General features: G+C 59.6%; 18 protein-coding genes and 1 tRNA gene. 9 read left to right on the forward strand and 10 right to left on the reverse strand.

Annotation, left to right across the window (positions count from 1 at the left end; all coding sequences use genetic code 11):
* The first annotated feature begins 101 nt into the window (after positions 1 to 101).
* Positions 102 to 177: transfer RNA gene (locus tag JK232_RS22335), tRNA-Val, on the forward strand.
* Between the two features lie 264 nt (positions 178 to 441).
* Positions 442 to 798: a FlxA-like family protein gene (locus tag JK232_RS22340; protein ID WP_101836130.1), complete on the forward strand. Its 357-nt coding sequence runs from the start codon at positions 442 to 444 to the stop codon at positions 796 to 798.
* Between the two features lie 85 nt (positions 799 to 883).
* Here JK232_RS22340 and JK232_RS22345 read toward each other — a convergent pair whose 3' ends face one another.
* The 3 genes from JK232_RS22345 to zipA form a co-directional block, all read right to left on the reverse strand.
* On the reverse strand, positions 884 to 1,099 hold the full coding sequence (locus JK232_RS22345) for a DUF3820 family protein (RefSeq protein WP_072933189.1): 216 nt from the start codon (positions 1,097 to 1,099) through the stop codon (positions 884 to 886).
* Entirely contained in the window at positions 1,099 to 3,126 is a 2,028-nt protein-coding gene (ligA, locus tag JK232_RS22350) for an NAD-dependent DNA ligase LigA (RefSeq protein WP_072933132.1), read from the reverse strand. Before ligA ends, JK232_RS22345 begins: the two co-directional genes overlap by 1 nt.
* A gap of 87 nt (positions 3,127 to 3,213) precedes the next feature.
* Positions 3,214 to 4,248, reverse strand: coding sequence for a cell division protein ZipA (gene zipA / locus JK232_RS22355; RefSeq protein ID WP_212589706.1), 1,035 nt, complete (start codon positions 4,246 to 4,248; stop codon positions 3,214 to 3,216).
* Positions 4,249 to 4,485: 237 nt separating this feature from the next.
* Between zipA and cysZ the strand changes: the two genes are divergently transcribed.
* The 5 genes from cysZ (at position 4,486) to crr (ending at position 9,365) form a co-directional block, all read left to right on the forward strand.
* Positions 4,486 to 5,253, forward strand: coding sequence for a sulfate transporter CysZ (gene cysZ, locus JK232_RS22360; RefSeq protein WP_212589707.1), 768 nt, complete (start codon positions 4,486 to 4,488; stop codon positions 5,251 to 5,253).
* Positions 5,254 to 5,420: 167 nt separating this feature from the next.
* Positions 5,421 to 6,386, forward strand: coding sequence for a cysteine synthase A (gene cysK / locus JK232_RS22365; protein WP_072933125.1), 966 nt, complete (start codon positions 5,421 to 5,423; stop codon positions 6,384 to 6,386).
* A 390-nt stretch (positions 6,387 to 6,776) separates the two neighbouring features.
* The gene (ptsH, locus tag JK232_RS22370) at positions 6,777 to 7,034 is read left to right on the forward strand and encodes a phosphocarrier protein Hpr (RefSeq protein ID WP_072933123.1); all 258 of its coding nucleotides are present in this window, start codon (positions 6,777 to 6,779) and stop codon (positions 7,032 to 7,034) included.
* Positions 7,035 to 7,081: 47 nt separating this feature from the next.
* Positions 7,082 to 8,809: a phosphoenolpyruvate-protein phosphotransferase PtsI gene (ptsI, locus tag JK232_RS22375; protein WP_072933121.1), complete on the forward strand. Its 1,728-nt coding sequence runs from the start codon at positions 7,082 to 7,084 to the stop codon at positions 8,807 to 8,809.
* Positions 8,810 to 8,855: 46 nt separating this feature from the next.
* Positions 8,856 to 9,365: a PTS glucose transporter subunit IIA gene (gene crr / locus JK232_RS22380; protein WP_072933119.1), complete on the forward strand. Its 510-nt coding sequence runs from the start codon at positions 8,856 to 8,858 to the stop codon at positions 9,363 to 9,365.
* Between the two features lie 135 nt (positions 9,366 to 9,500).
* Here crr and JK232_RS22385 read toward each other — a convergent pair whose 3' ends face one another.
* Both JK232_RS22385 and JK232_RS22390 read right to left on the reverse strand, forming a co-directional pair.
* Positions 9,501 to 10,826: a sensor histidine kinase gene (locus tag JK232_RS22385; RefSeq protein WP_072933116.1), complete on the reverse strand. Its 1,326-nt coding sequence runs from the start codon at positions 10,824 to 10,826 to the stop codon at positions 9,501 to 9,503.
* Between the two features lie 4 nt (positions 10,827 to 10,830).
* Positions 10,831 to 11,514 (reverse strand): response regulator transcription factor, encoded by a 684-nt coding sequence (locus JK232_RS22390; RefSeq protein WP_072933114.1) that lies wholly within the window; start codon positions 11,512 to 11,514, stop codon positions 10,831 to 10,833.
* 225 nt (positions 11,515 to 11,739) lie between these two features.
* Here JK232_RS22390 and JK232_RS22395 point away from each other — a divergent pair, with 225 nt between their 5' ends.
* Positions 11,740 to 12,942: an efflux RND transporter periplasmic adaptor subunit gene (locus tag JK232_RS22395; protein WP_246538807.1), complete on the forward strand. Its 1,203-nt coding sequence runs from the start codon at positions 11,740 to 11,742 to the stop codon at positions 12,940 to 12,942.
* Positions 12,942 to 14,918, forward strand: coding sequence for a MacB family efflux pump subunit (locus JK232_RS22400; RefSeq protein WP_212589711.1), 1,977 nt, complete (start codon positions 12,942 to 12,944; stop codon positions 14,916 to 14,918). Before JK232_RS22395 ends, JK232_RS22400 begins: the two co-directional genes overlap by 1 nt.
* 11 nt (positions 14,919 to 14,929) lie before the next feature.
* Here JK232_RS22400 and cysM read toward each other — a convergent pair whose 3' ends face one another.
* The 5 genes from cysM to cysP form a co-directional block, all read right to left on the reverse strand.
* On the reverse strand, positions 14,930 to 15,811 hold the full coding sequence (gene cysM / locus JK232_RS22405; RefSeq protein ID WP_072933112.1) for a cysteine synthase CysM: 882 nt from the start codon (positions 15,809 to 15,811) through the stop codon (positions 14,930 to 14,932).
* 77 nt (positions 15,812 to 15,888) lie between these two features.
* Positions 15,889 to 16,983: a sulfate/thiosulfate ABC transporter ATP-binding protein CysA gene (gene cysA, locus JK232_RS22410; RefSeq protein ID WP_072933110.1), complete on the reverse strand. Its 1,095-nt coding sequence runs from the start codon at positions 16,981 to 16,983 to the stop codon at positions 15,889 to 15,891.
* Positions 16,973 to 17,848, reverse strand: coding sequence for a sulfate/thiosulfate ABC transporter permease CysW (cysW, locus tag JK232_RS22415; RefSeq protein ID WP_101829324.1), 876 nt, complete (start codon positions 17,846 to 17,848; stop codon positions 16,973 to 16,975). Before cysW ends, cysA begins: the two co-directional genes overlap by 11 nt.
* A complete protein-coding gene (cysT, locus tag JK232_RS22420) occupies positions 17,848 to 18,678 on the reverse strand; it encodes a sulfate/thiosulfate ABC transporter permease CysT (protein ID WP_072933106.1) in 831 nt (276 codons plus the stop codon). Before cysT ends, cysW begins: the two co-directional genes overlap by 1 nt.
* Positions 18,678 to 19,697, reverse strand: coding sequence for a thiosulfate ABC transporter substrate-binding protein CysP (gene cysP, locus JK232_RS22425; RefSeq protein ID WP_101829323.1), 1,020 nt, complete (start codon positions 19,695 to 19,697; stop codon positions 18,678 to 18,680). The genes cysT and cysP overlap by 1 nt, the downstream gene beginning before the upstream one ends.
* Between the last annotated feature and the right edge of the window lie 198 nt (positions 19,698 to 19,895).

Consider the following 19,895-nt stretch of genomic DNA (forward strand, 5'->3'; position numbering starts at 1 on the left):
GTCGTTAGCTCAGTTGGTAGAGCAGTTGACTTTTAATCAATTGGTCGCAGGTTCGAATCCTGCACGACCCACCATCAATAGCAGTACCCTGTTTGAGAAATGGGCGATTAGCTCAGTTGGTAGAGCATCTCCTTTACACGGAGGGGGTCGGCGGTTCGAGCCCGTCATCGCCCACCATTTCTCACTTCCTGTTTTATCCTCACACGCGTCACCCTCCCGTTATACCCTCTTCTGTTACCACGCCCTGTTTGATTGTTATCGCCTTCTGCTTTTTATTTTTCCTGTTATGCCTGTTTTCTCAGTATGCCTGCCCTCACCTGCCCTTTGGCCGTTGCCTGCCCGGAGAGTGTAAAAAATTCGAAAGGACGATAAAGCACTGAAATACATCGCCGATACCCAATAAGCCCGCGTTCCGGGTAACCACTTACTATTGAGGTAATCATGACAACGATCAGCGCATCAGGCTCCACATCGACCCAAAGCACCAGCGGCTCTTCTTCCAGCGATCCGGCGCAGCAAATTGCTCAGCTGAACAAGCAGATCCAGAAACTGACCCAAGAGGTTAAAGATCTGGGCACGTCTTCTGAGAGCAGTGAAGACGCCCAGAAACAGAAAGATTTGCTGCAAGCGCAGATTGCCCAGTTGCAGGCACAGATCGCCCGTCTGGAAGCGCAGCAGGCACAGGCAGCCCAACAGAAACAACAGGCCGCGCAAGCCAGCTCTGTCGAGCCCAGCACTGCGCGTGTTGAAGGGGTAAACCGGCCGAGCGCCACTAACCAGATCGATATCTACGTTTAAGACTCTCCGCACCGGCGGCAGGGGGAATATGGCTCGGGCACGGCGTCATGCCGTGCCCGACGGTGCCATCACGGTTCACGGCATGTCAGCTGCGTTTCAGCGGCCTGACCAGTCCCTCCAGGCCTTCCATGCGGATAGCCAGGGTCAGTTGCATCAACTGGCCCAGTTTTCCTTCCGGAAATGCCTCTTTGCGGGCGAACCAGAGCAGATACTCTTCCGGCAGATCGATTAACATCCGCCCCTGGTATTTGCCGAACGGCATGGGCGTGGTGGCAATCGCCACCAGATCCTCTTTCTCCATCATGCGGAGGCGTCCAACCGGCGGATCATTTCCGCTTCGTCAATGACCTCAATCCCCAGCTCCTGCGCTTTTGCCAGCTTCGAGCCTGCGGCCTCACCGGCAATCACCAAATCGGTTTTCTTCGAAACACTGCCGCTGACTTTCGCGCCCAGCGCCGTCAGCCGGTCTTTGGCCTCATCGCGTGACAGCACGGTCAAAGAGCCGGTCAGCACCACGGTTTTCCCGGCGAATGGGCTGTCGATTTCCTCCGGCACAATCACCTGTACCTCAGGCCAGTGGATGCCGATGGCCGGGTCGAGCAGTTCATCAATCACCTGCTGGTTATGCGTCTCCTCCAGGAAGTTACGCACATGTTTCGCCACCACATCACCGACATCCTGCACGCTTTTCAGCGCGTCCAGATCGGCGGCCTTCAGCGCGTCGACTGAGCCAAAATGCGCCGCCAGGTTGGCTGCGGTAGCCTCCCCGACTTCACGGATACCAAGCGCATAGAGGAAGCGGGCCAGCGTCGTCTGCTTGGCCTTTTGCAGGGAATTCACCAGGTTCTGCGCGGATTTCGGCCCCATGCGATCCAGGCCGGTCAACACCCCGGCGGTGAGGCGGAACAGATCGGCCGGGGTTTTGACATACTCTTTCTCCACCAGCTGATCGATGATCTTATCGCCCATGCCGTCTACATCCATTGCCCGGCGCGACACGAAGTGTTTGAGGGATTCTTTACGCTGTGCGCCGCAGAACAGGCCACCGGTACAGCGGGCCACCGCCTCGCCCTCCACCCGCTCGACATCCGAGCCGCACACCGGGCAGGTGGTGGGGAACGCCACCTCACGCACCTGTTCCGGGCGCTCGCTCATCACCACGCCAACCACCTGGGGGATCACATCCCCGGCGCGGCGCACAATCACCGTATCGCCGATACGCAGGCCAAGGCGCTCAATCTCATCGGCATTGTGCAGCGTGGCGTTACTGACCATTGCTCCGGCCACCAGCACCGGCTCCAGCCGCGCCACCGGGGTAATCGCACCGGTGCGCCCGACCTGAAACTCCACATCCCGCACGGTCGTGATCTGCTCCTGAGCCGGGAACTTAAACGCGATGGCCCAACGCGGCGCGCGCGCCACAAAGCCTAACGCTTCCTGAAGATCCAGCGAGTCGACTTTAATCACGACGCCGTCGATGTCGAAACCGAGCGTGGACCGGGTTTCCTCGATATGACGGTAAAATGCCAGCACCTCTTCGCTGCCGGTGCATAAACGGATACGATCGCTGACCGGCAACCCCCAGTCACGGAACTGCATCAGGCGCGCCCAGTGGCTGCGCGGCAATTCGCCCCCTTCCAGCACCCCGACGCCGTAACAGAAAAAGGTCAGCGGACGTTTGGCCGTGATGCGCGGGTCAAGCTGCCGCAAGGAGCCGGCCGCCGCGTTACGCGGGTTGGCAAACACCTTGCCGCCGGTGCGCCGGGCTTCCTCATTCAGCGCCTCAAACCCTTTCTGCGGCATAAAGACTTCACCGCGGACTTCCACCCGGCGTGGGATGTTCTCCCCGGTCAGGCGCAGCGGAATCGCGCGGATGGTGCGCACGTTGGCGGTAATGTTCTCGCCGGTGGTGCCGTCGCCGCGCGTGGCAGCGCGCACCAGCTCACCGTTTTCATACAGCAGGCTGACCGCCAGGCCGTCCAGTTTCAATTCACAGCAGAACGTCAGGGTGTCCGGGCTTTTCAGCCGGTCCTGCACCCGCTTGTTGAACGCCAGGTAGCTGTCTTCATCAAACACGTTATCCAGCGACAGCATCGGCACGTCATGGCGCACCTGTTCAAAGGCGGTCAGCGGTGCCGCGCCGACCCGCTGGGTCGGGGAATCGGCAGTGATCAGCTCCGGGTGGGCGGTTTCCAGCTCGCGCAGTTCGCGCATCAGCCGGTCATATTCCGCATCGGGAATTTCGGGGGCATCCAGAACGTGATACTGGTATTCGTGATGGCGCAGTGAGGCCCGCAGTTGATTGATTTTTTGATTGATCGGTTCCATTGGCTCACCATTAGAGGATAAAAAACCCCCGACATGCGGGGGTTTGGAGAGGGGGATGCAGTGCCCGGCGCAGGCCGGTCAGGGCCGTCAGGCCGTGGCCTCCAGCACTTCGCGGATCCGGGCTTTGTACGTTTCCAGTTTCTGCGGTGTCATCATGCGGCGCTCATCATCCAGCACCACACCACCGACATCATCCGCAATACGCTGAGCAGACTGCAGCAGCAATTTGAAGTTCTGATTGGCATCGCCATAGCACGGCACCATCATAAACATCGTCACGCCCGGCGTGGAGAAGTCCGCCATCGTGTCCGGGTTGAAGGAGCCGGGTTTCACCATGTTTGCCATGCTGAACAGCACCGGCCCACTGCCTGCCGGGCTGAGGTGGCGGTGGAAAATGTTCATCTGGCCAAACTGGAAGCCAGCCTGCAACACGCTCTGCAACAACACTTCACCGTTGATTACCCCACCCTGATGGGCGGCAACGTGCAGCACCAGCACCGTTTCAGTGAGTTTTTCTTTCGGCGGCGCAGGCGGCGTCACCGGCTCAGCCGGTGCGTCAGGGGCAGCAGCCGGTGCCGGGGCAGCAGCCGGTGCAGGCCGCTCGGCAGCAGGCGCAGCCGCCGTCCCGAATACCGGCAGATCGTCTTCATCGTCCTCGGCCGGCACAAAGGTATTGACCGGTTCGTGCGCCGGCACCTCACGTTGGCGGGCTGCCGGCGCGGTGGCCGGCTCCGCAGCGGAATAGCCCGTCAATAACGGATCATCGCCCTCAGGCGCAGCCGGTTGCGGCGCACGTGCCTGCGGGGCCGGTTGCTCCGGCGCGCGGGGCTGAGGAGCCGGTTGCGGCGGAACAGGACGGCGTGCCGGCGGCGCGTCGGGTGCATCAAACTGACCCAGCTCCGGCTCATCATGCGGATGCAGGGCACGCACCCGTACATCACCTACCCCATCGTCCACCTCATCAGCCGGGGCACTGTTTCGCTCTTTTTTCGTTCGTTTAGCCGGGCGATCGCGGAAAAGGGATGAGCGTTCCTTGCGGCTGGTCCACAGACCATGCAATAACAACGCTATTATGGCGATCGCGCCAACAACGATTAATATCAGACGCAAATCCTGCATCATTGCTATCTCTGGTTGCTTTTATACATTGCCACCGCAGCCTGGTTGCCACGGAAAACATTCATTCTAGTAACTCTATTTGCCCGCGTACACAAGTGCAAGTATTGACTCTGTTTTCCCGGCATAAACATGAGCGACCACCCTTTTTTTGCTGTTTTTTCCAACAATTGGCCCCTAGCCAGCTGAAAATCATCCCGATATGATAGCCGGGCCGATTTACCACGTTGAGATGTTGCTTTCATGCCTGCACCACGACACGCGCCAGATGGGGCTAACGGGTTCCATTATGTGGCCGAGGGATGGCGCCTGCTCTCCCTGCCCGGTATCAAACGTTTTATCATTATTCCCCTGCTGCTCAACATCATCCTGATGGGTGCCGCTTTCTGGTGGCTCTATACCCGGCTCGACAACTGGATACCCACGCTGATGGGCCATGTGCCTGACTGGCTACAGTGGCTGAGCTACCTGCTGTGGCCGCTGGCGGTGATTTCCATCGTGCTGGTGTTCAGTTATCTGTTCAGCACCCTGGTCAACTGGATTGCCGCCCCGTTCAATGGGCTGCTGGCCGAACAGCTCGAAGGGCACCTTACCGGCACCCCATTGCCGGACAACGGCCTGCTGGGCATCCTGAAAGATCTGCCGCGGATCATGAAACGCGAATGGCTGAAGCTGGTTTACTACCTGCCGCGCGCCCTGCTGCTGCTGGTGCTCTACTTCATCCCCGGTATAGGCCAGACCGTGGCTCCGGTGTTGTGGTTCCTGTTCAGCGCCTGGATGCTGGCGATCCAATATTGCGACTACCCGTTTGACAACCACAAAGTCAGCTTTGCCGAGATGCGCCGGGCGCTGCGCCGTCATAAATTCCATAATCTGCAGTTCGGTGCGCTGGTCAGCCTGTTCACCATGATCCCGCTGCTTAACCTGTTCATCATGCCGGTTGCCGTCTGCGGCGCCACCGCGATGTGGGTTGATCGTTACCGCACGCCGCGCGGTGAAATCCGCCGCTGATCCCTGCCTTTTACGGGGAGTTTTTCTCCCCGCCTTCCTCTTGTTATTGTGACAAAAACATATTTCCTAATAACATATAGATATACCAATTCTTTACTTCCTTGTGGGAGACGTTAGCGTATGCTCGTGGCGTTCCCCAAAATTTTCAACCAGTTAAAGGACGGGTTATGAGCAAGATTTATGAAGACAACTCTCTGACAATCGGCCATACGCCGCTGGTACGCCTTAACCGTATCGGCAACGGGCGTATCCTCGCCAAAGTCGAATCGCGTAACCCGAGCTTTAGCGTCAAATGCCGTATTGGCGCCAATATGATTTGGGATGCGGAAAAGAAAGGCATTCTGACCAAAGAGAAAGAATTGGTGGAACCCACCAGCGGTAACACCGGGATTGCCCTGGCCTATGTGGCCGCCGCCCGCGGTTACAAACTCACGCTGACCATGCCGGAAACCATGAGCGTGGAGCGCCGCAAACTGCTGAAGGCGCTGGGGGCCAACCTGGTGCTGACCGAAGGCGCCAAAGGCATGAAAGGGGCCATTGCCAAAGCGGAAGAGATTCAGGCCTCTGACCCGGCGCGTTACCTGATCCTCCAGCAATTCAGCAACCCTGCCAACCCGGACATCCATGAAAAAACCACCGGCCCCGAGATCTGGGAAGATACCGACGGCGAAGTGGACGTGCTGATCGCCGGTGTGGGCACCGGCGGCACCATTACCGGCGCGGGGCGCTTCCTGAAAAGCAAAAACCCGGCGATTACCCTGGTGGCGGTAGAGCCGGCTGACTCGCCGGTTATCAGCCAGACGCTGGCCGGTGAAGAGGTGAAACCCGGCCCGCATAAAATTCAGGGCATCGGTGCCGGGTTTATCCCAGGCAACCTGGATCTGGAACTGCTTGACCGGGTCGCTAAAATTACCAACGATGAGTCCATCAGCATGGCGCGCCGTCTGATGGACGAAGAAGGCATCCTGGCCGGGATTTCGTCAGGTGCGGCGGTAGCGGCAGCGGTCAAACTTTCAGAAGAAGCTGGGTTTACCGATAAAAACATTGTCGTTATTCTGCCCTCTTCCGGTGAGCGCTACCTGAGCACGGCATTGTTTGCAGATTTGTTTACAGAAAGTGAGCTGCAACAATAGTGCCATAAGCCTGGCAACGCTGAAAAAAGCACCCTCCGGGGTGCTTTTTTGTGGTCTGCGTCAAAGTTTGCACTACCTGAAGATTGCTTTTGACCACCAGGTCTAGTATTTAAGCGAGCAATTATTTCGATGCGCAAAATTAATCGCGGCCCATCTGGCACTGTTGCTGAATCGGTTTACCTGTTTGTTACAATCCGGACAAACACGGCATAATGGGGCGCGGATTGGAATCGCCCTGCACCGGGGTTTTTATTACCGTGCGGCCCTGGCGTTTCCTGTAGCATCAGAGCTTGCCCCTGACTTCGTCAGGCGCTATCAAACAGGCTAAAGTCAGCCGCGTAGGCTAAACTTTAGCTCCACAACATTAATCCAATAAGTTGGGGAAACATAATGTTCCAGCAAGAAGTTACTATTACCGCTCCGAATGGCCTGCACACTCGCCCTGCTGCACAATTTGTCAAAGAAGCAAAAGGTTTTGCCTCTGACATCACTGTCACATCCAACGGCAAAAGCGCGAGCGCTAAAAGCCTTTTCAAACTGCAAACCCTGGGTCTGACTCAAGGCACTGTAGTGACTATCTCTGCTGAAGGCGAAGACGAGCAGAACGCAGTTGAGCACCTGGTAAAACTGATGGCTGAGCTCGAATAAAAAAGCCCGTCTTTATTATTAACATCAGTCAAGAGTAAGGTAGGGTTATGATTTCAGGCATTTTAGTATCACCGGGTATCGCTTTCGGTAAGGCTCTTCTGCTGAAAGAAGATGAAATTATCATCGACCGGAAAAAGATCTCTGCTGATCAGGTTGATCAGGAAGTCGAACGTTTCCTCGCGGGCCGGGCGAAAGCCTCTGCTCAGCTGGAAATCATTAAAACCAAAGCCGGCGAAACCTTCGGGGAAGAGAAAGAAGCGATCTTCGAAGGCCACATCATGCTGTTGGAAGACGAAGAGCTTGAGCAGGAAATCATAGCCCTCATCAAAGATGAGCATGCCACGGCTGACGCCGCCGCCTATTCTGTGATCGAGTCTCAGGCACATGCCCTGGAAGAACTGGATGACGAATACCTGAAAGAACGTGCGGCTGACGTGCGTGACATCGGCAAGCGTCTGCTGCGCAATATCCTCGGCATGACCATTGTTGATCTCGGCTCCATTCAGGATGAAGTGATCCTGGTGGCGACCGACCTGACCCCTTCTGAAACCGCACAGCTGAACCTGAACAAGGTGCTGGGTTTCATCACTGACCTGGGCGGCCGTACCTCCCACACCTCCATCATGGCGCGCTCCCTGGAGCTGCCGGCGATTGTGGGCACCAGCGACGTGACCAAACAGGTTCACAACGGCGACTACCTGATTCTGGACGCCGTTAACAACAAGATTTACGTCAACCCGACGGCTGACGTGATCGACGAACTGAAAGCGGTTCACAACCAGTATGTGACCGAGAAAAACGATCTGGCGAAACTGAAAGACCTGCCGGCCATCACCCTTGACGGCCATCAGGTTGAAGTCTGTGCCAACATCGGTACCGTGCGGGATGTCGCCGGTGCTGAGCGTAACGGCGCGGAAGGCGTGGGCCTCTACCGCACGGAGTTCCTGTTTATGGACCGTGACGCCCTGCCGACGGAAGAAGAACAGTTCCAGGCGTATAAAGCCGTCGCGGAAGCGATGGGCTCCCAGGCAGTGATTGTGCGCACCATGGACATCGGCGGTGACAAAGACCTGCCGTACATGAACCTGCCGAAAGAGGAGAACCCGTTCCTCGGCTGGCGTGCAATCCGCATCTGTCTGGATCGTAAAGAAATCCTGCACGCCCAGTTGCGCGCCATCCTGCGTGCCTCTGCGTTCGGCAAGCTGCGCATCATGTTCCCGATGATCATCTCGATTGAAGAAGTCCGCGAGCTGAAACAGGAGCTGGAGCTGCTGAAGGCGCAACTGCGTGATGAAGGCAAAGCCTTTGATGAAACCATTGAAGTGGGCGTGATGGTCGAAACCCCGGCTGCGGCCGCGATCGCACACCATATGGCGAAGGAAGTTGACTTCTTTAGTATTGGGACAAACGATTTAACCCAGTATACTCTGGCAGTAGATCGTGGCAATGAGCTGATTTCTCATCTCTACAACCCCATGTCACCGGCTGTTCTGACGCTTATTAAGCAAGTTATTGATGCATCTCATGCTGAAGGCAAGTGGACAGGCATGTGCGGCGAGCTAGCAGGCGACGAACGTGCTACACTGCTGTTATTGGGCATGGGATTAGATGAGTTCAGCATGAGTGCTATTTCGATCCCACGCATCAAGAAAATTATTCGTAATACGAACTTCGAAGATGTGAAGGCGTTGGCCGACGAAGCACTTGCTCAGCCGACGGCGCAAGAGTTGATGAACCTGGTGAACAAGTTCATCGAAGAGAAAACACTCTGCTGATTCCGCTGCGTGGAACGCCGCCCAAATTAATGCTTAGGAGAAGATCATGGGTTTGTTCGATAAACTGAAATCACTGGTTTCTGATGATAAGAAAGAGTCGGGCATGATTGAAATCGTGGCCCCGATTTCTGGCGAAATCGTCAACATTGAAGATGTGCCTGATGTCGTTTTCGCGGAAAAGATTGTCGGCGATGGCATTGCAATCAAACCTGCGGGTAACAAAATGGTTGCCCCGGTAGATGGCACCATCGGCAAAATCTTTGAAACCAACCATGCTTTCTCAATCGAATCCGACAGTGGCATTGAGTTGTTCGTCCACTTCGGTATCGATACCGTGGAACTGAAAGGCGAAGGCTTCAAACGCATCGCTGAAGAAGGCCAGCGCGTTAAGAAGGGCGACGTGGTTATTGAGTTCGATCTGCCGCTGCTGGAAGAGAAAGCCAAGTCTACCCTGACGCCGGTGGTGATCTCCAACATGGACGAGATCAAAGAACTGATTAAACTTTCCGGCAGCGTGACCGTGGGTGAAACCCCGGTTATCCGCATCCGCAAGTAATCTACGCGTTTGCCCCGGCGGCAGACTGCAACAAAAACGGCACCCCTGGGTGCCGTTTTTCTTTGTGCCGTTCTTTGTGCCGTACGGTTATGCTGAAGATGACACCAAAAAGATCCCCCGTTACCCGGCCCCGTCTCAGGGCGCGGTCCACTGCGGGATACGCAGGGTAATCACCAGGCCATGCGGCTGCACATTACGCGCTTCCACCTGCCCCTGATGCGCCAGCATCACTTTCCGGGTAATCGCCAGCCCCAGCCCATAGCCTTTGCCTGAGAGCGGGGATTTCACCCGTACGAAGGGGTCAAAGATGCTGGAAAGCTTCTCTTCTTCCACACCCGGCCCCTGATCGGCCACATCAATCTGATAATAGGCGTCTGCTGCCCGCAGGGACACGGTCACGGTCTGCCCCTGCGCCGAGAAGCGCAGCGCATTGCGCACCACGTTATCCACCCCGCGGCGGATCAGCTCCGCATTGCCCTTAACGGTGTATTCACGCTGTTCATCCGCGTCCAGCGCAATATTGACGCCTGGGATCTGCGCCTCATAGCGCGCATCGTTGACCACCGCTTCCACCAGCCCCAGCAGGTCGAAATACTCTTCGTCCGGCATGGTGCTGTTTTCCGCGCGTGACAGCGCCAGCAGTTCGCCAATCATCTTGTCCAGCCGCCCGGCTTCGTGCTCAATACGTTGCAGGGAGTTCTCTACGTTCACCGGGTTTTGCCGCGCCAGCCCGATCGCCAGTTGCAGGCGGGCCAGCGGCGATCGCAGCTCGTGTGACACATCGTGCAGCAGTTCCTCACGCGCTTTCACCAGCACCTGCAACCGCTCGGCCATCGCATCAAAATCCCGCGCCACCATCGCCAGCTCATCATGGCGGCGGCGCATCCGCGGGAACAGCCGCACTGAGAGATCGCCCTGCGACACCCGATCAAATGCCCCGCGGATCTGCTGCAACGGCCGGGTCAGGTTCCAGGCCAGCACCGCACTGAACAGCAGCCCGCCCAGCGCCCCGATCCAGAACAGCGGGGCCGGCACATGCAGGATGTCCCGCGGGCGGCTGTGGTGGTATTCATCCATCAAACCGCGCACGTTATAACGCAGGCGGTAGCCCTGCCCGTCCGGCCCCTGCACAAACGCCACAATCTGCACCGGTTTCGCACCGGGTTCCATCGCGTCCAGCGACACGCCGGGTGCCGGCAGCATGGCCCGCGTCACGCTAAAATACTGTTTATCGCTGTCCGGCCAGTTGGCCATCATTGCTTCCAGCGCCGGCAGGCCGCCGCGTTGCAGCGTGGAGATGGCGGAGGTCATCTGTAATTTCACGAAACGGCGTGCCAGCCCGCTTTCCGGCGGCTCATGGTGATTGCCGTAAAACGTGAAGATCACCCAGAGTACCTGCGTCATCAGCACAAAAGTGAACCAGAAACCCAGCAGGATTTTCCAGAACAGCCGGCCGCGCATGTTGTTATTTAATGCGATAGCCAATGCTGCGTACCGTTTCGATGGTGAGGGTCTCGCCGCCCGGCAGGGCAGCCAGTTTCTGGCGGATATTGCTGATATGCACGTCCACACTGCGGTCATAGGCTTCACGCGGGCGGCCCAGCCCTTTTTCTGACAGCTCATCCTTGGACACCACGCGCTCCGGCGAACGCAGCAGCAGCTCCAGCAGGTTGAACTCTGATGCCGTCAGGTCGAATGCCTGCTCACGCCACTCGCTGTTGCGCGTGGAAGGGTTGAGCGTCAGGAAACCGTAGCTGACCGGTGCGGAGTCAGACGCCACTTCCGGCTGCTCCTCAAAGCGGCGCAGCACCGCACGCAGGCGGGCCACCAGCTCGCGCGGGTAACAAGGCTTCGGCATATAGTCATCCGCGCCCATCTCCAGGCCAATCACCCGGTCGATGTTGTCGCCTTTGGCCGTCAGCATAATGATCGGCAGGCGGCTGTTTTTCCGTACCTGCCGCAGCACATCAATACCGCTCATGTCCGGCAGCATAATATCGAGGATCATCGCGGTGTAGTCGCCGGAAAGCGCCCCTTCCACCCCGGCTTTACCGGTCAGCACCAGCGAGGCATCAAACCCTTCGGCAATCAGGTACTCACTCAACATGGTGCCGAGCTCGAGATCATCATCGACTAACAAAATTTTCATTTTTTGGACCTTATACGCATAGATTGCTCATTTTTACCCCGTTGACCGGGCTGTGCAGCAGCATTTACTGTTTTTTTACACATTATCCTACGCCCGTATCGCGCTTAATGCCCGTGCGGGGTAAATTATCCGCTCGCACTCTTTTCCTGCCGCTGGCTACGTTTTATTTCTGACTACATTTTACTGCTGAAGACTTTTACTTCTGAAACAAGGAACCGCTGGATGATGGCGTCGCACACCACAGGACGATCCACTTTTTTCACCCGTCGCACGATACTGATTATGCTGGTTCTGCTGATTATAGCTGCGGTCGGCTACCGTGCCTTCCACCGCCCTGCCCCGCCGGACTATATCACCGCCACGGTCACCCAGGAGGATCTGGAGCATACCGTGCTGGCGGACGGCACCATCGAGGCGCAGAAACAGGTCAGTGTCGGGGCGCAGGCCTCCGGCCAGATCAAGGCGCTGCATGTGGCATTGGGGGATAAAGTCACCGCCGGGCAACTGGTGGCGGAAATCGATGATCTGACCCAGCAGAACAGCCTGCGTGATGCCCAGGCTGCGCTGAAAAATGTGCAGGCGCAACGCGCGGCACGGCTGGCGCAGCTGCGCAATGACCGGCTGACCTTCAACCGGCAGAGAGACATCCTGGCGCGCGGCGTCGGTGCCCAGGCAGATTATGACGCCGCCCGCGCGGCACTGGAAGCGACCGAGGCGGAGCTGAATGCGCTGGAAGCCCAGATCGTCCAGGCGCAAATCGCGGAGAATACCGCGCAGGTGAATCTGGGCTATACCCAGATCCGCGCGCCGATGGCCGGCACCGTGGTGGCGATCCCGGTTGAGGCCGGGCAGACGGTGAACGCCGTGCAGAGCACGCCGACCATCATCAAAGTGGCGGATCTCGACACCATGACCATCAAGGCGCAGATCTCCGAAGCGGATGTGGTCAACGTACGCACCGGGATGCCGGTTTACTTCACCATCCTCGGCCGGCCGGGCACGCGCTATCAGGCCACCCTGCGCGCGGTGGAACCGGCGCCGGACTCGATCAATGACGAGAGCAGCAGCGCCCTGACCGGCACCAGCAACAGCAGCAGCACCACCACCAGCGCCATCTACTACAACGGGCTGTTTGATGTCGCCAACCCGGAGGGCGTGCTGCGGATCTCCATGACCGCGCAGGTGTACATTGTGCTGGCCGCTATCAAAAACGCGGTGGTTGTCCCGGCCGCGGCGCTGCACCGTGCCGGGGAGCGCACCACGGTGCAGGTGGTGGACGCGCAGGGCGAGGCGCATGAGCGCCAGGTCACGGTCGGCCTGAACAACAATGTGCAGGCACAAATTACCACGGGCCTGAAAGTCGGGGAAAAAGTGGTGATTAACCCGCTGGGTGACGCCGCCCCTGCGGCCGCAGGCGGGAGGTCATGATGCGTGATGCCCGCCCCGCTGCCCCGCTGCTTGAGCTGACCGGCATCCGCCGGGAGTTTATGGCCGGTGAACAGCGCATTACCGTGCTCAAGGGCATCAACCTGTCGGTGCAGGCCGGGGAAATGGTGGCGATTGTCGGCGCATCCGGTTCCGGCAAATCAACGCTGATGAACCTGCTGGGCTGCCTTGACCAGCCCAGCGCCGGGGAGTACCGGGTGGCCGGGCGCGCCACCCGTGAACTCAGCCGCGATCAGCTCGCCGAACTGCGGCGCGAACACTTTGGGTTCATCTTCCAGCGCTACCACCTGCTCAGTGACCTGACGGCGCTGGGCAATGTGGAAGTCCCGGCGATCTATGCAGGCACCCGCCACGATCTGCGCCGCCAACGGGCGGCTGCACTGCTTACCCGGCTGGGGCTGGCGGAGCGGCTCCATTACCGGCCAAGCCAGCTCTCCGGCGGCCAGCAGCAGCGGGTTAGTATTGCCAGGGCGCTGGTGAACGGCGGGGAAGTGATCCTGGCGGATGAACCCACCGGCGCACTGGATACCCACAGCGGGCAGGAAGTGCTGACGATCTTAAAAGATCTGCACGCCCAGGGCCACACGGTGGTGATCGTCACCCATGACATGCAGATCGCGCAACATGCCGAAAGGATCATCGAGATCAGCGACGGCGAAATCATTGCGGATCGCGCCAACCCGCAGCCACCGCTGACCCCGGCACCTGCCGTGATGGCAGAGCCACCGGCTGCGGCCCCGGCGTCCCGCTGGCGGGCGCAGCGTGACCGCTTCAGCGAGGCGTTCAAAATGGCGCTGCTGGCGATGGCCTCCCAGCGGCTGCGCACCTTCCTGACCATGCTCGGCATCATTATCGGCATCGCCTCGGTGGTGTCAGTGGTGGCGCTCGGCAAAGGCTCGCAGGAAAAAATCCTGGCAGACATCAGCGCGATGGGCACCAGTACGCTGGAAGTGTTCCCCGGCAAAGATTTCGGCGACATGCGCTCCGCCGCCATCCAGACGCTGCGCGCCACCGATGCCGATGCCCTGCGGCGGCAGGCGTACGTGCACAGCGTCACGCCCGGCGTCACCACCAGCACCACATTCCGCTTCGGCAGCGAATCCGTGACCGGCACGGTCAGCGGCGTTGGTGAGGAGTTCTTTGTGGTGCGCGGCTACAGCATGGCGCAAGGCATGGCCTTCACCCGCCAGAGCGTCGACCAGCTGATGCAGGAGGCGGTGATCGACACCAACACCCGCAACAAGCTGTTTGTGCGCGGTGAAAACCCGGTCGGCCAGGTGATCCTGCTCGGCAGCCTGCCGGTGCGGGTGGTGGGCGTGGCGGCGCAGAAACAGGGCGGGTTCGGCAGCAACGAAAGTTTGAATGTCTGGATCCCGTACAGCACCGCCATGGGGCGGATGCTGGGCAAAACCTACCTCAGCAGCATCACGGTGCGGGTCAGTGACAATGTCGATCTCAACGCGGCTGAGCGCGGCATCACCGCCCTGCTGGAACAGCGCCACGGCACCAAAGATTTCTTTGTGATGAACACTGACAGCATCCGCCAGACGATCGAAAGCGCCACCAACACCTTGGCGCTGCTGGTGTCGATGATTGCGTTGATCTCGTTGATTGTCGGCGGGATTGGCGTGATGAACATCATGCTGGTGTCGGTCACGGAACGCACCCGCGAAATCGGTGTGCGGATGGCCGTGGGCGCACGCGCCGGGGACATCCTGCAACAATTCCTGATTGAGGCGGTGCTGGTCTGCCTGCTGGGCGGCATTATCGGCGTGCTGCTGTCACTGGGGATTGGCGTGCTGTTCAGCCAGTTCAACAGCCCGTTCCGCATGATCTACTCCCCGTTCTCGATTGTGGCGGCGTTTGTCTGCTCCAGCCTGATCGGTATCCTGTTCGGCTTCTTCCCGGCGCGCCGGGCGGCGCGCATGGACCCGATCCACGCGCTGGAACGGGAGTAGACCGGCAACCTTCAGCCGAAAATGCCGGTGGAGAGGTAACGGTCGCCGCGGTCGCAGACAATCGCCACCACCATGCTGCCGGGGTGGGCGGCGGCCAGGCACAGCGCACCGGCTACCGCACCGCCGGAGCTGACGCCACAGAAAATGCCTTCCTGCTGCGCCAGTGCGCGGGTGGTTTGCTCCGCCAGCGCCTGGCTCATGTCGATCACCTCATCCACCAGTTCCGGGCGGAAAATGCCCGGCAGATAGGCCTCAGGCCAGCGGCGGATACCGGGGATGCTGCTGCCTTCCGCCGGTTGCAGGCCAATGACCTGCACTGCCGGGTTCTGCTGTTTCAGGTAACGGCTGACGCCGGTGATGGTGCCGGTGGTGCCCATGCTGGAAACAAAATGGGTAAGCCGCCCGCCGCTCTGCTGCCAGATCTCCGGGCCGGTGGTGGTGAAATGCGCCAGCGGGTTATCCGGGTTGTTGAACTGGTCGAGCACAATCCCCTGCCCCTCCTGCGCCATTTGCCGCGCCAGATCGCGCGCGCCTTCCATGCCGCCCTCCCGGCTCACCAGCACCAGCTCTGCGCCGTAGGCGCGCATCGCCGCCTGCCGCTCGGCGCTCATGTTTTCCGGCATCAGCAGTTTCAGCCGGTAGCCCTTCATGGCGGCGATCATCGCCAGCGCAATGCCGGTGTTGCCGCTGGTCGCCTCAATCAGCGTGTCGCCGGGGCGCAGCTCGCCGCGTTTTTCTGCCTGCTGGATCATAAACAGGGCAGCGCGATCTTTCACTGACCCGGCCGGGTTATTGCCCTCCAGCTTGACCCAGACTTCACTGGTCAGGCCGTGGGTCAGGCGTTGTAATTTGATGAGCGGCGTATTGCCGATGCAGTGTTCCAGCGTGGTCACGATTGATGCCTTCGGGGGAGAAAATAAGAAGGGCGGCCTCCAGGGCCGCCCTTGCGTGCTGTGGTGCCTAAAAATTATCAGGCACTCTGCGCCAACGCAACAGGTTGTAGCGGTTGGTCACCGGCATAGAGCCGGGCGTTCAGGCTGCCGATGTAGTAACGGCTGCCGCGTACCGGCGCTTTTTCGCTCTCCTGGGTGGTCATCACCACGCTGATGGGATCCTGCTGCCAGCCCTGTGGCTGCACCGTAAGCTGCCAGAAGTGGCCGCGCGGGCTGACTTCCAGCACCTGCACCGGCAACGGGCAGCGCGGGCTGGGCTGGGTGCTGACTTCCATCTCCCACGGGCGCAGGAAGAGATCCACCGGCCCCTGGTGCATCGGCGTCAGCGCCAGCGGCCACTGGTGCGGGCCGACAAACAGCTGCGAGCCGCGGATTTCGCCGTCCAGCCGGTTGACCTCGCCGAGGAACTCCAGCACAAAGCGGGTCGCCGGCTCGCGCCATACCTCGTCCGGCGTGCCGATCTGCTCAATATTGCCCTGGCTCATCACCACCACCTGGTCGGCCACTTCCATCGCCTCTTCCTGATCGTGGGTCACGAACACGCTGGTGAACTTCAGCTCCTCGTGCAGCTCACGCAGCCAGCGGCGCAGCTCTTTACGCACCTGCGCATCCAGCGCGCCGAACGGCTCATCCAGCAGCAGAATCTGCGGCTCCACGGCCAGCGCACGCGCCAGCGCCACACGCTGTTTCTGCCCGCCGGAGAGCTGGGCCGGGTAGCGGTTTGCCAGGTGGCCGAGCTGTACCATCTCCAGCAACTGGGTTACTTTCTGTTTGATCACCGCAGCCGACGGGCGTTCACGGCGCGGCAGCACCGTCAGGCCAAAGGCGATGTTGTCAAACACCGTCATGTGGCGGAACAGCGCGTAGTGCTGGAACACGAACCCGACCTGGCGATCGCGCGCATGCAGGCGGGACACGTCTTTGCCGTGGAAGCTCAGGCGGCCGCCGTTCTGGCTCTCCAGCCCGGCGATAATGCGCAGCAGCGTGGTTTTCCCGGAGCCGGACGGCCCCAGCAGCGCCACCATCTGGCCGGAAGGAATATCGAGCGAGATATCATTCAGCACTTTCGTGCGGCCAAAGTATTTGCTGATTTTATCGATCTCAATGCTCATTCTTTTCCTCCTGTTCAAGGCGGCTATTGGTGCGCGCCAGGCGCCATTGCAGGGCACTTTTCAGAAATAGGGTTACGATGGCCATCAGGGTCAGCAGCGCGGCGGCGGTAAAGGCCCCGGCAGTGTTGTAATCCTGATGCAACAGTTCTACCTGCAACGGCAGGGTATAGGTTTCGCCGCGGATCGAGCCGGAAACCACCGACACCGCGCCAAATTCACCGATGGCACGGGCGTTGGTCAGCACCACGCCGTACAGCAGCGCCCAGCGGATGTTCGGCAGCGTGACGCGGCGGAACATCTGCCAGCCGGACGCGCCCAGCAGCACGGCGGCCTCATCCTCCTGGCTGCCCTGGCTCAGCATCACCGGCACCAGCTCACGGACCACAAACGGGCAGGTCACGAAAATGGTCACCAGCACCATGCCGGGCCAGGCAAACATCAGCTGGATATTGTGTGCATCCAGCCAGCCGCCGACCGGGCCGTTGGTGCCCCAGAACAGCAGGTAAAGCAGCCCCGCCACCACCGGTGACACCGCGAACGGGATATCAATCAGCGTCAGCAGCAATTGGCGGCCGGGGAAATTAAAGCGCGTCACCAGCCAGGCCAGCAGCGTGCCGAACACCAGGTTAACCGGCACGGTAATCAGCGCCACCAGCACCGTCAGCCAGATGGCGTGCAGCATGTCCGGGTCAGAGAGGTTCTGCCAGACGGCGTCCATCCCACTGGAGAAGGCGGTATGGAAAATCATCACCAGCGGCATCACCAGGAAAAGCAGGGAAATCACCACACCCAGCCCAATCAGCAGCCATTTGCCCCAGTTGATTTTGGCGCGGGCAGAGCCGGTAAAAAGCGGTACGTCAGCCATTATTGCCCTCCCAGGCGCTTGCCGAAGCGGCTTTGCAGTGTGTTAATGCCGAACAGCAGCAGCAGCGAGGCGGCAAGGATCACCGAAGCGATGGCGCTTGCGGCCGGGTAGTCAAACTCCTGCAAACGGATAAAAATCATCAGCGACGTCACTTCCGTTTTCCAGGCGATGTTACCGGCGATAAAGATCACCGCACCGAACTCGCCCAGGCTGCGGGTAAACGAGAGCGCCGTGCCGGCGATCAGCGCCGGGGCCACTTCCGGCAGCACCACCCGGCGGAAGCTCTGCCAACGGCTGGCCCCGAGGGTTTCAGCCGCTTCCTCATACTCCGGCCCCAGCTCCTCCAGCACCGGCTGCACCGTGCGCACCACAAACGGCACGCTGGTGAAGGCCATCGCCACCGCGATGCCGAGCCAGGTATAGGAGACTTTGATGCCAAACTGCGCCAGCCACTCGCCATACCAGCCGGTGGTGGAGAACATCCCTGCCAGCGTCAGGCCGGCCACGGCGGTCGGCAGCGCAAACGGCAGGTCCATCAGCCCGTCCAGCAGGCTGCGGCCGGGGAATTCGTAGCGGGTCAGGATCCAGGCCATCAACATGCCGAAAAACAGGTTGAAAATACTGGCTACCGCCGCCGACAGCAGCGTCACTTTATAAGCCGCCACCACCTGCGGGCTGGACACCACCTCCCAGTATTGTGCCAGCGTCATCTGCGACAACTGCATCACCAGCGCGCTCAACGGCAGCAACAGGATCAGGCAGACGTACAGCAGGCTGCTGCCGAGGCTGAGGGTGAAACCGGGTAGAACTCGTTTACTGGCCAACAACATTACTGATGCCCTTGTGCTAACAATGTATCCAGCTCGCCGCCGCTGGCGAAGTGGGTCTTCATGACCTCCGGCCAGCTGCCGAATGCCTCTTCCACGCGGAACAGCGTGGTTTTCGGGAACTGTGCACCGGCGGCCGCCATCGCTTTTGCGTCATACACGCGGTAGTTGAACCCGGTGATAATCTGCTGCGCCGCCGGGCTGTAAAGCCACGTCAGGTAGGCTTTGGCTGCCTGCTCCGTGCCGTTGGCGCGGACATTTTTGTCCACCCAGGCCACTGGGAACTCCGCCAGGATGTCCACCGGCGGCACCACGACTTCATAGTTGTCCGCCCCGTACTGCTTGCGGATGTTATTCACTTCTGACTCGAAACTGATCAGCACATCGCCCAGGCCACGTTCAATAAAGGTGGTGGTCGCGCCGCGGCCGCCGGTATCAAACACCGCCACGTTTTTCAGCAACTGGCGCATCTGCGTGCGGGTCTGCGCGGCGTCGCCGCCGTGGGCTTTACTCAGTGCGCCCCACGCCGCCAGATAGGTGTAACGGCCATTGCCGGAGGTTTTCGGGTTCGGGAACACCAGCGACACACCCGGCTTCACCAGATCGCCCCAGTCATGGATGTTGCGCGGGTTGCCTTTGCGCACCAGGAACGCCATCGTGGAGTAGAACGGCGAGCCGTTATTCGGCAGGCGTGCCTGCCAGTCCGCCGCCAGCAACCGGCCGCGGTCATGCAGGATCTGCACATCAGTCACCTGGTTGTACGTCACCACATCCGCCTTCAGCCCCTGGAGGATCGCCAGCGCCTGTTTGGAGGAGCCGCCGTGGGACTGGCGGATAGTGAGCGGATCATCAGGGTGCTGCGCATTCCACTGCTGGATAAAGGGCGGGTTGAGGGCAGCAAACAGCTCGCGTGACACATCATACGAGCTGTTGAGCAGCTCAGCGGCAGACGCACCGGAAGCCGCGGCACTCAGGAGGGCGGCGGCGAATAAGGCTTTTATTTTCAGGACGTTTGCTCTCATCTCTCACCTGTCTCAATCCCGACAGGCGGGCATGCCGGAATGCTTTTGGTGTTACCAGTGTATTTATAACTCGATGCGGAGCTGTAATGCTTTTATATACCAATTGGTGATTTTCAAGCATAAAACGCTATAAGCAGGCGGCGTGGGAAAACAAGGGGAGCAGAAACGTGCGGGGGAAAAGGCGGGCCGGGCGCAACG

This window comes from Nissabacter archeti (assembly GCF_018257325.1).
Lineage (GTDB): Bacteria > Pseudomonadota > Gammaproteobacteria > Enterobacterales > Enterobacteriaceae > Chimaeribacter > Chimaeribacter arupi.

What these genes read in the sequence shown, in the direction of transcription:
- JK232_RS22340 (WP_101836130.1), top strand. Translation starts at nt 442, where the DNA reads ATGACAACGATCAGCGCATCAGGCTCCACATCGACCCAAAGCACCAGC.
- JK232_RS22345 (WP_072933189.1), bottom strand. Translation starts at nt 1,099, where the DNA reads ATGGAGAAAGAGGATCTGGTGGCGATTGCCACCACGCCCATGCCGTTC.
- ligA (WP_072933132.1), bottom strand. Translation starts at nt 3,126, where the DNA reads ATGGAACCGATCAATCAAAAAATCAATCAACTGCGGGCCTCACTGCGC.
- zipA (WP_212589706.1), bottom strand. Translation starts at nt 4,248, where the DNA reads ATGATGCAGGATTTGCGTCTGATATTAATCGTTGTTGGCGCGATCGCC.
- cysZ (WP_212589707.1), top strand. Translation starts at nt 4,486, where the DNA reads ATGCCTGCACCACGACACGCGCCAGATGGGGCTAACGGGTTCCATTAT.
- cysK (WP_072933125.1), top strand. Translation starts at nt 5,421, where the DNA reads ATGAGCAAGATTTATGAAGACAACTCTCTGACAATCGGCCATACGCCG.
- ptsH (WP_072933123.1), top strand. Translation starts at nt 6,777, where the DNA reads ATGTTCCAGCAAGAAGTTACTATTACCGCTCCGAATGGCCTGCACACT.
- ptsI (WP_072933121.1), top strand. Translation starts at nt 7,082, where the DNA reads ATGATTTCAGGCATTTTAGTATCACCGGGTATCGCTTTCGGTAAGGCT.
- crr (WP_072933119.1), top strand. Translation starts at nt 8,856, where the DNA reads ATGGGTTTGTTCGATAAACTGAAATCACTGGTTTCTGATGATAAGAAA.
- JK232_RS22385 (WP_072933116.1), bottom strand. Translation starts at nt 10,826, where the DNA reads ATGCGCGGCCGGCTGTTCTGGAAAATCCTGCTGGGTTTCTGGTTCACT.
- JK232_RS22390 (WP_072933114.1), bottom strand. Translation starts at nt 11,514, where the DNA reads ATGAAAATTTTGTTAGTCGATGATGATCTCGAGCTCGGCACCATGTTG.
- JK232_RS22395 (WP_246538807.1), top strand. Translation starts at nt 11,740, where the DNA reads ATGGCGTCGCACACCACAGGACGATCCACTTTTTTCACCCGTCGCACG.
- JK232_RS22400 (WP_212589711.1), top strand. Translation starts at nt 12,942, where the DNA reads ATGCGTGATGCCCGCCCCGCTGCCCCGCTGCTTGAGCTGACCGGCATC.
- cysA (WP_072933110.1), bottom strand. Translation starts at nt 16,983, where the DNA reads ATGAGCATTGAGATCGATAAAATCAGCAAATACTTTGGCCGCACGAAA.
- cysW (WP_101829324.1), bottom strand. Translation starts at nt 17,848, where the DNA reads ATGGCTGACGTACCGCTTTTTACCGGCTCTGCCCGCGCCAAAATCAAC.
- cysT (WP_072933106.1), bottom strand. Translation starts at nt 18,678, where the DNA reads ATGTTGTTGGCCAGTAAACGAGTTCTACCCGGTTTCACCCTCAGCCTC.
- cysP (WP_101829323.1), bottom strand. Translation starts at nt 19,697, where the DNA reads ATGAGAGCAAACGTCCTGAAAATAAAAGCCTTATTCGCCGCCGCCCTC.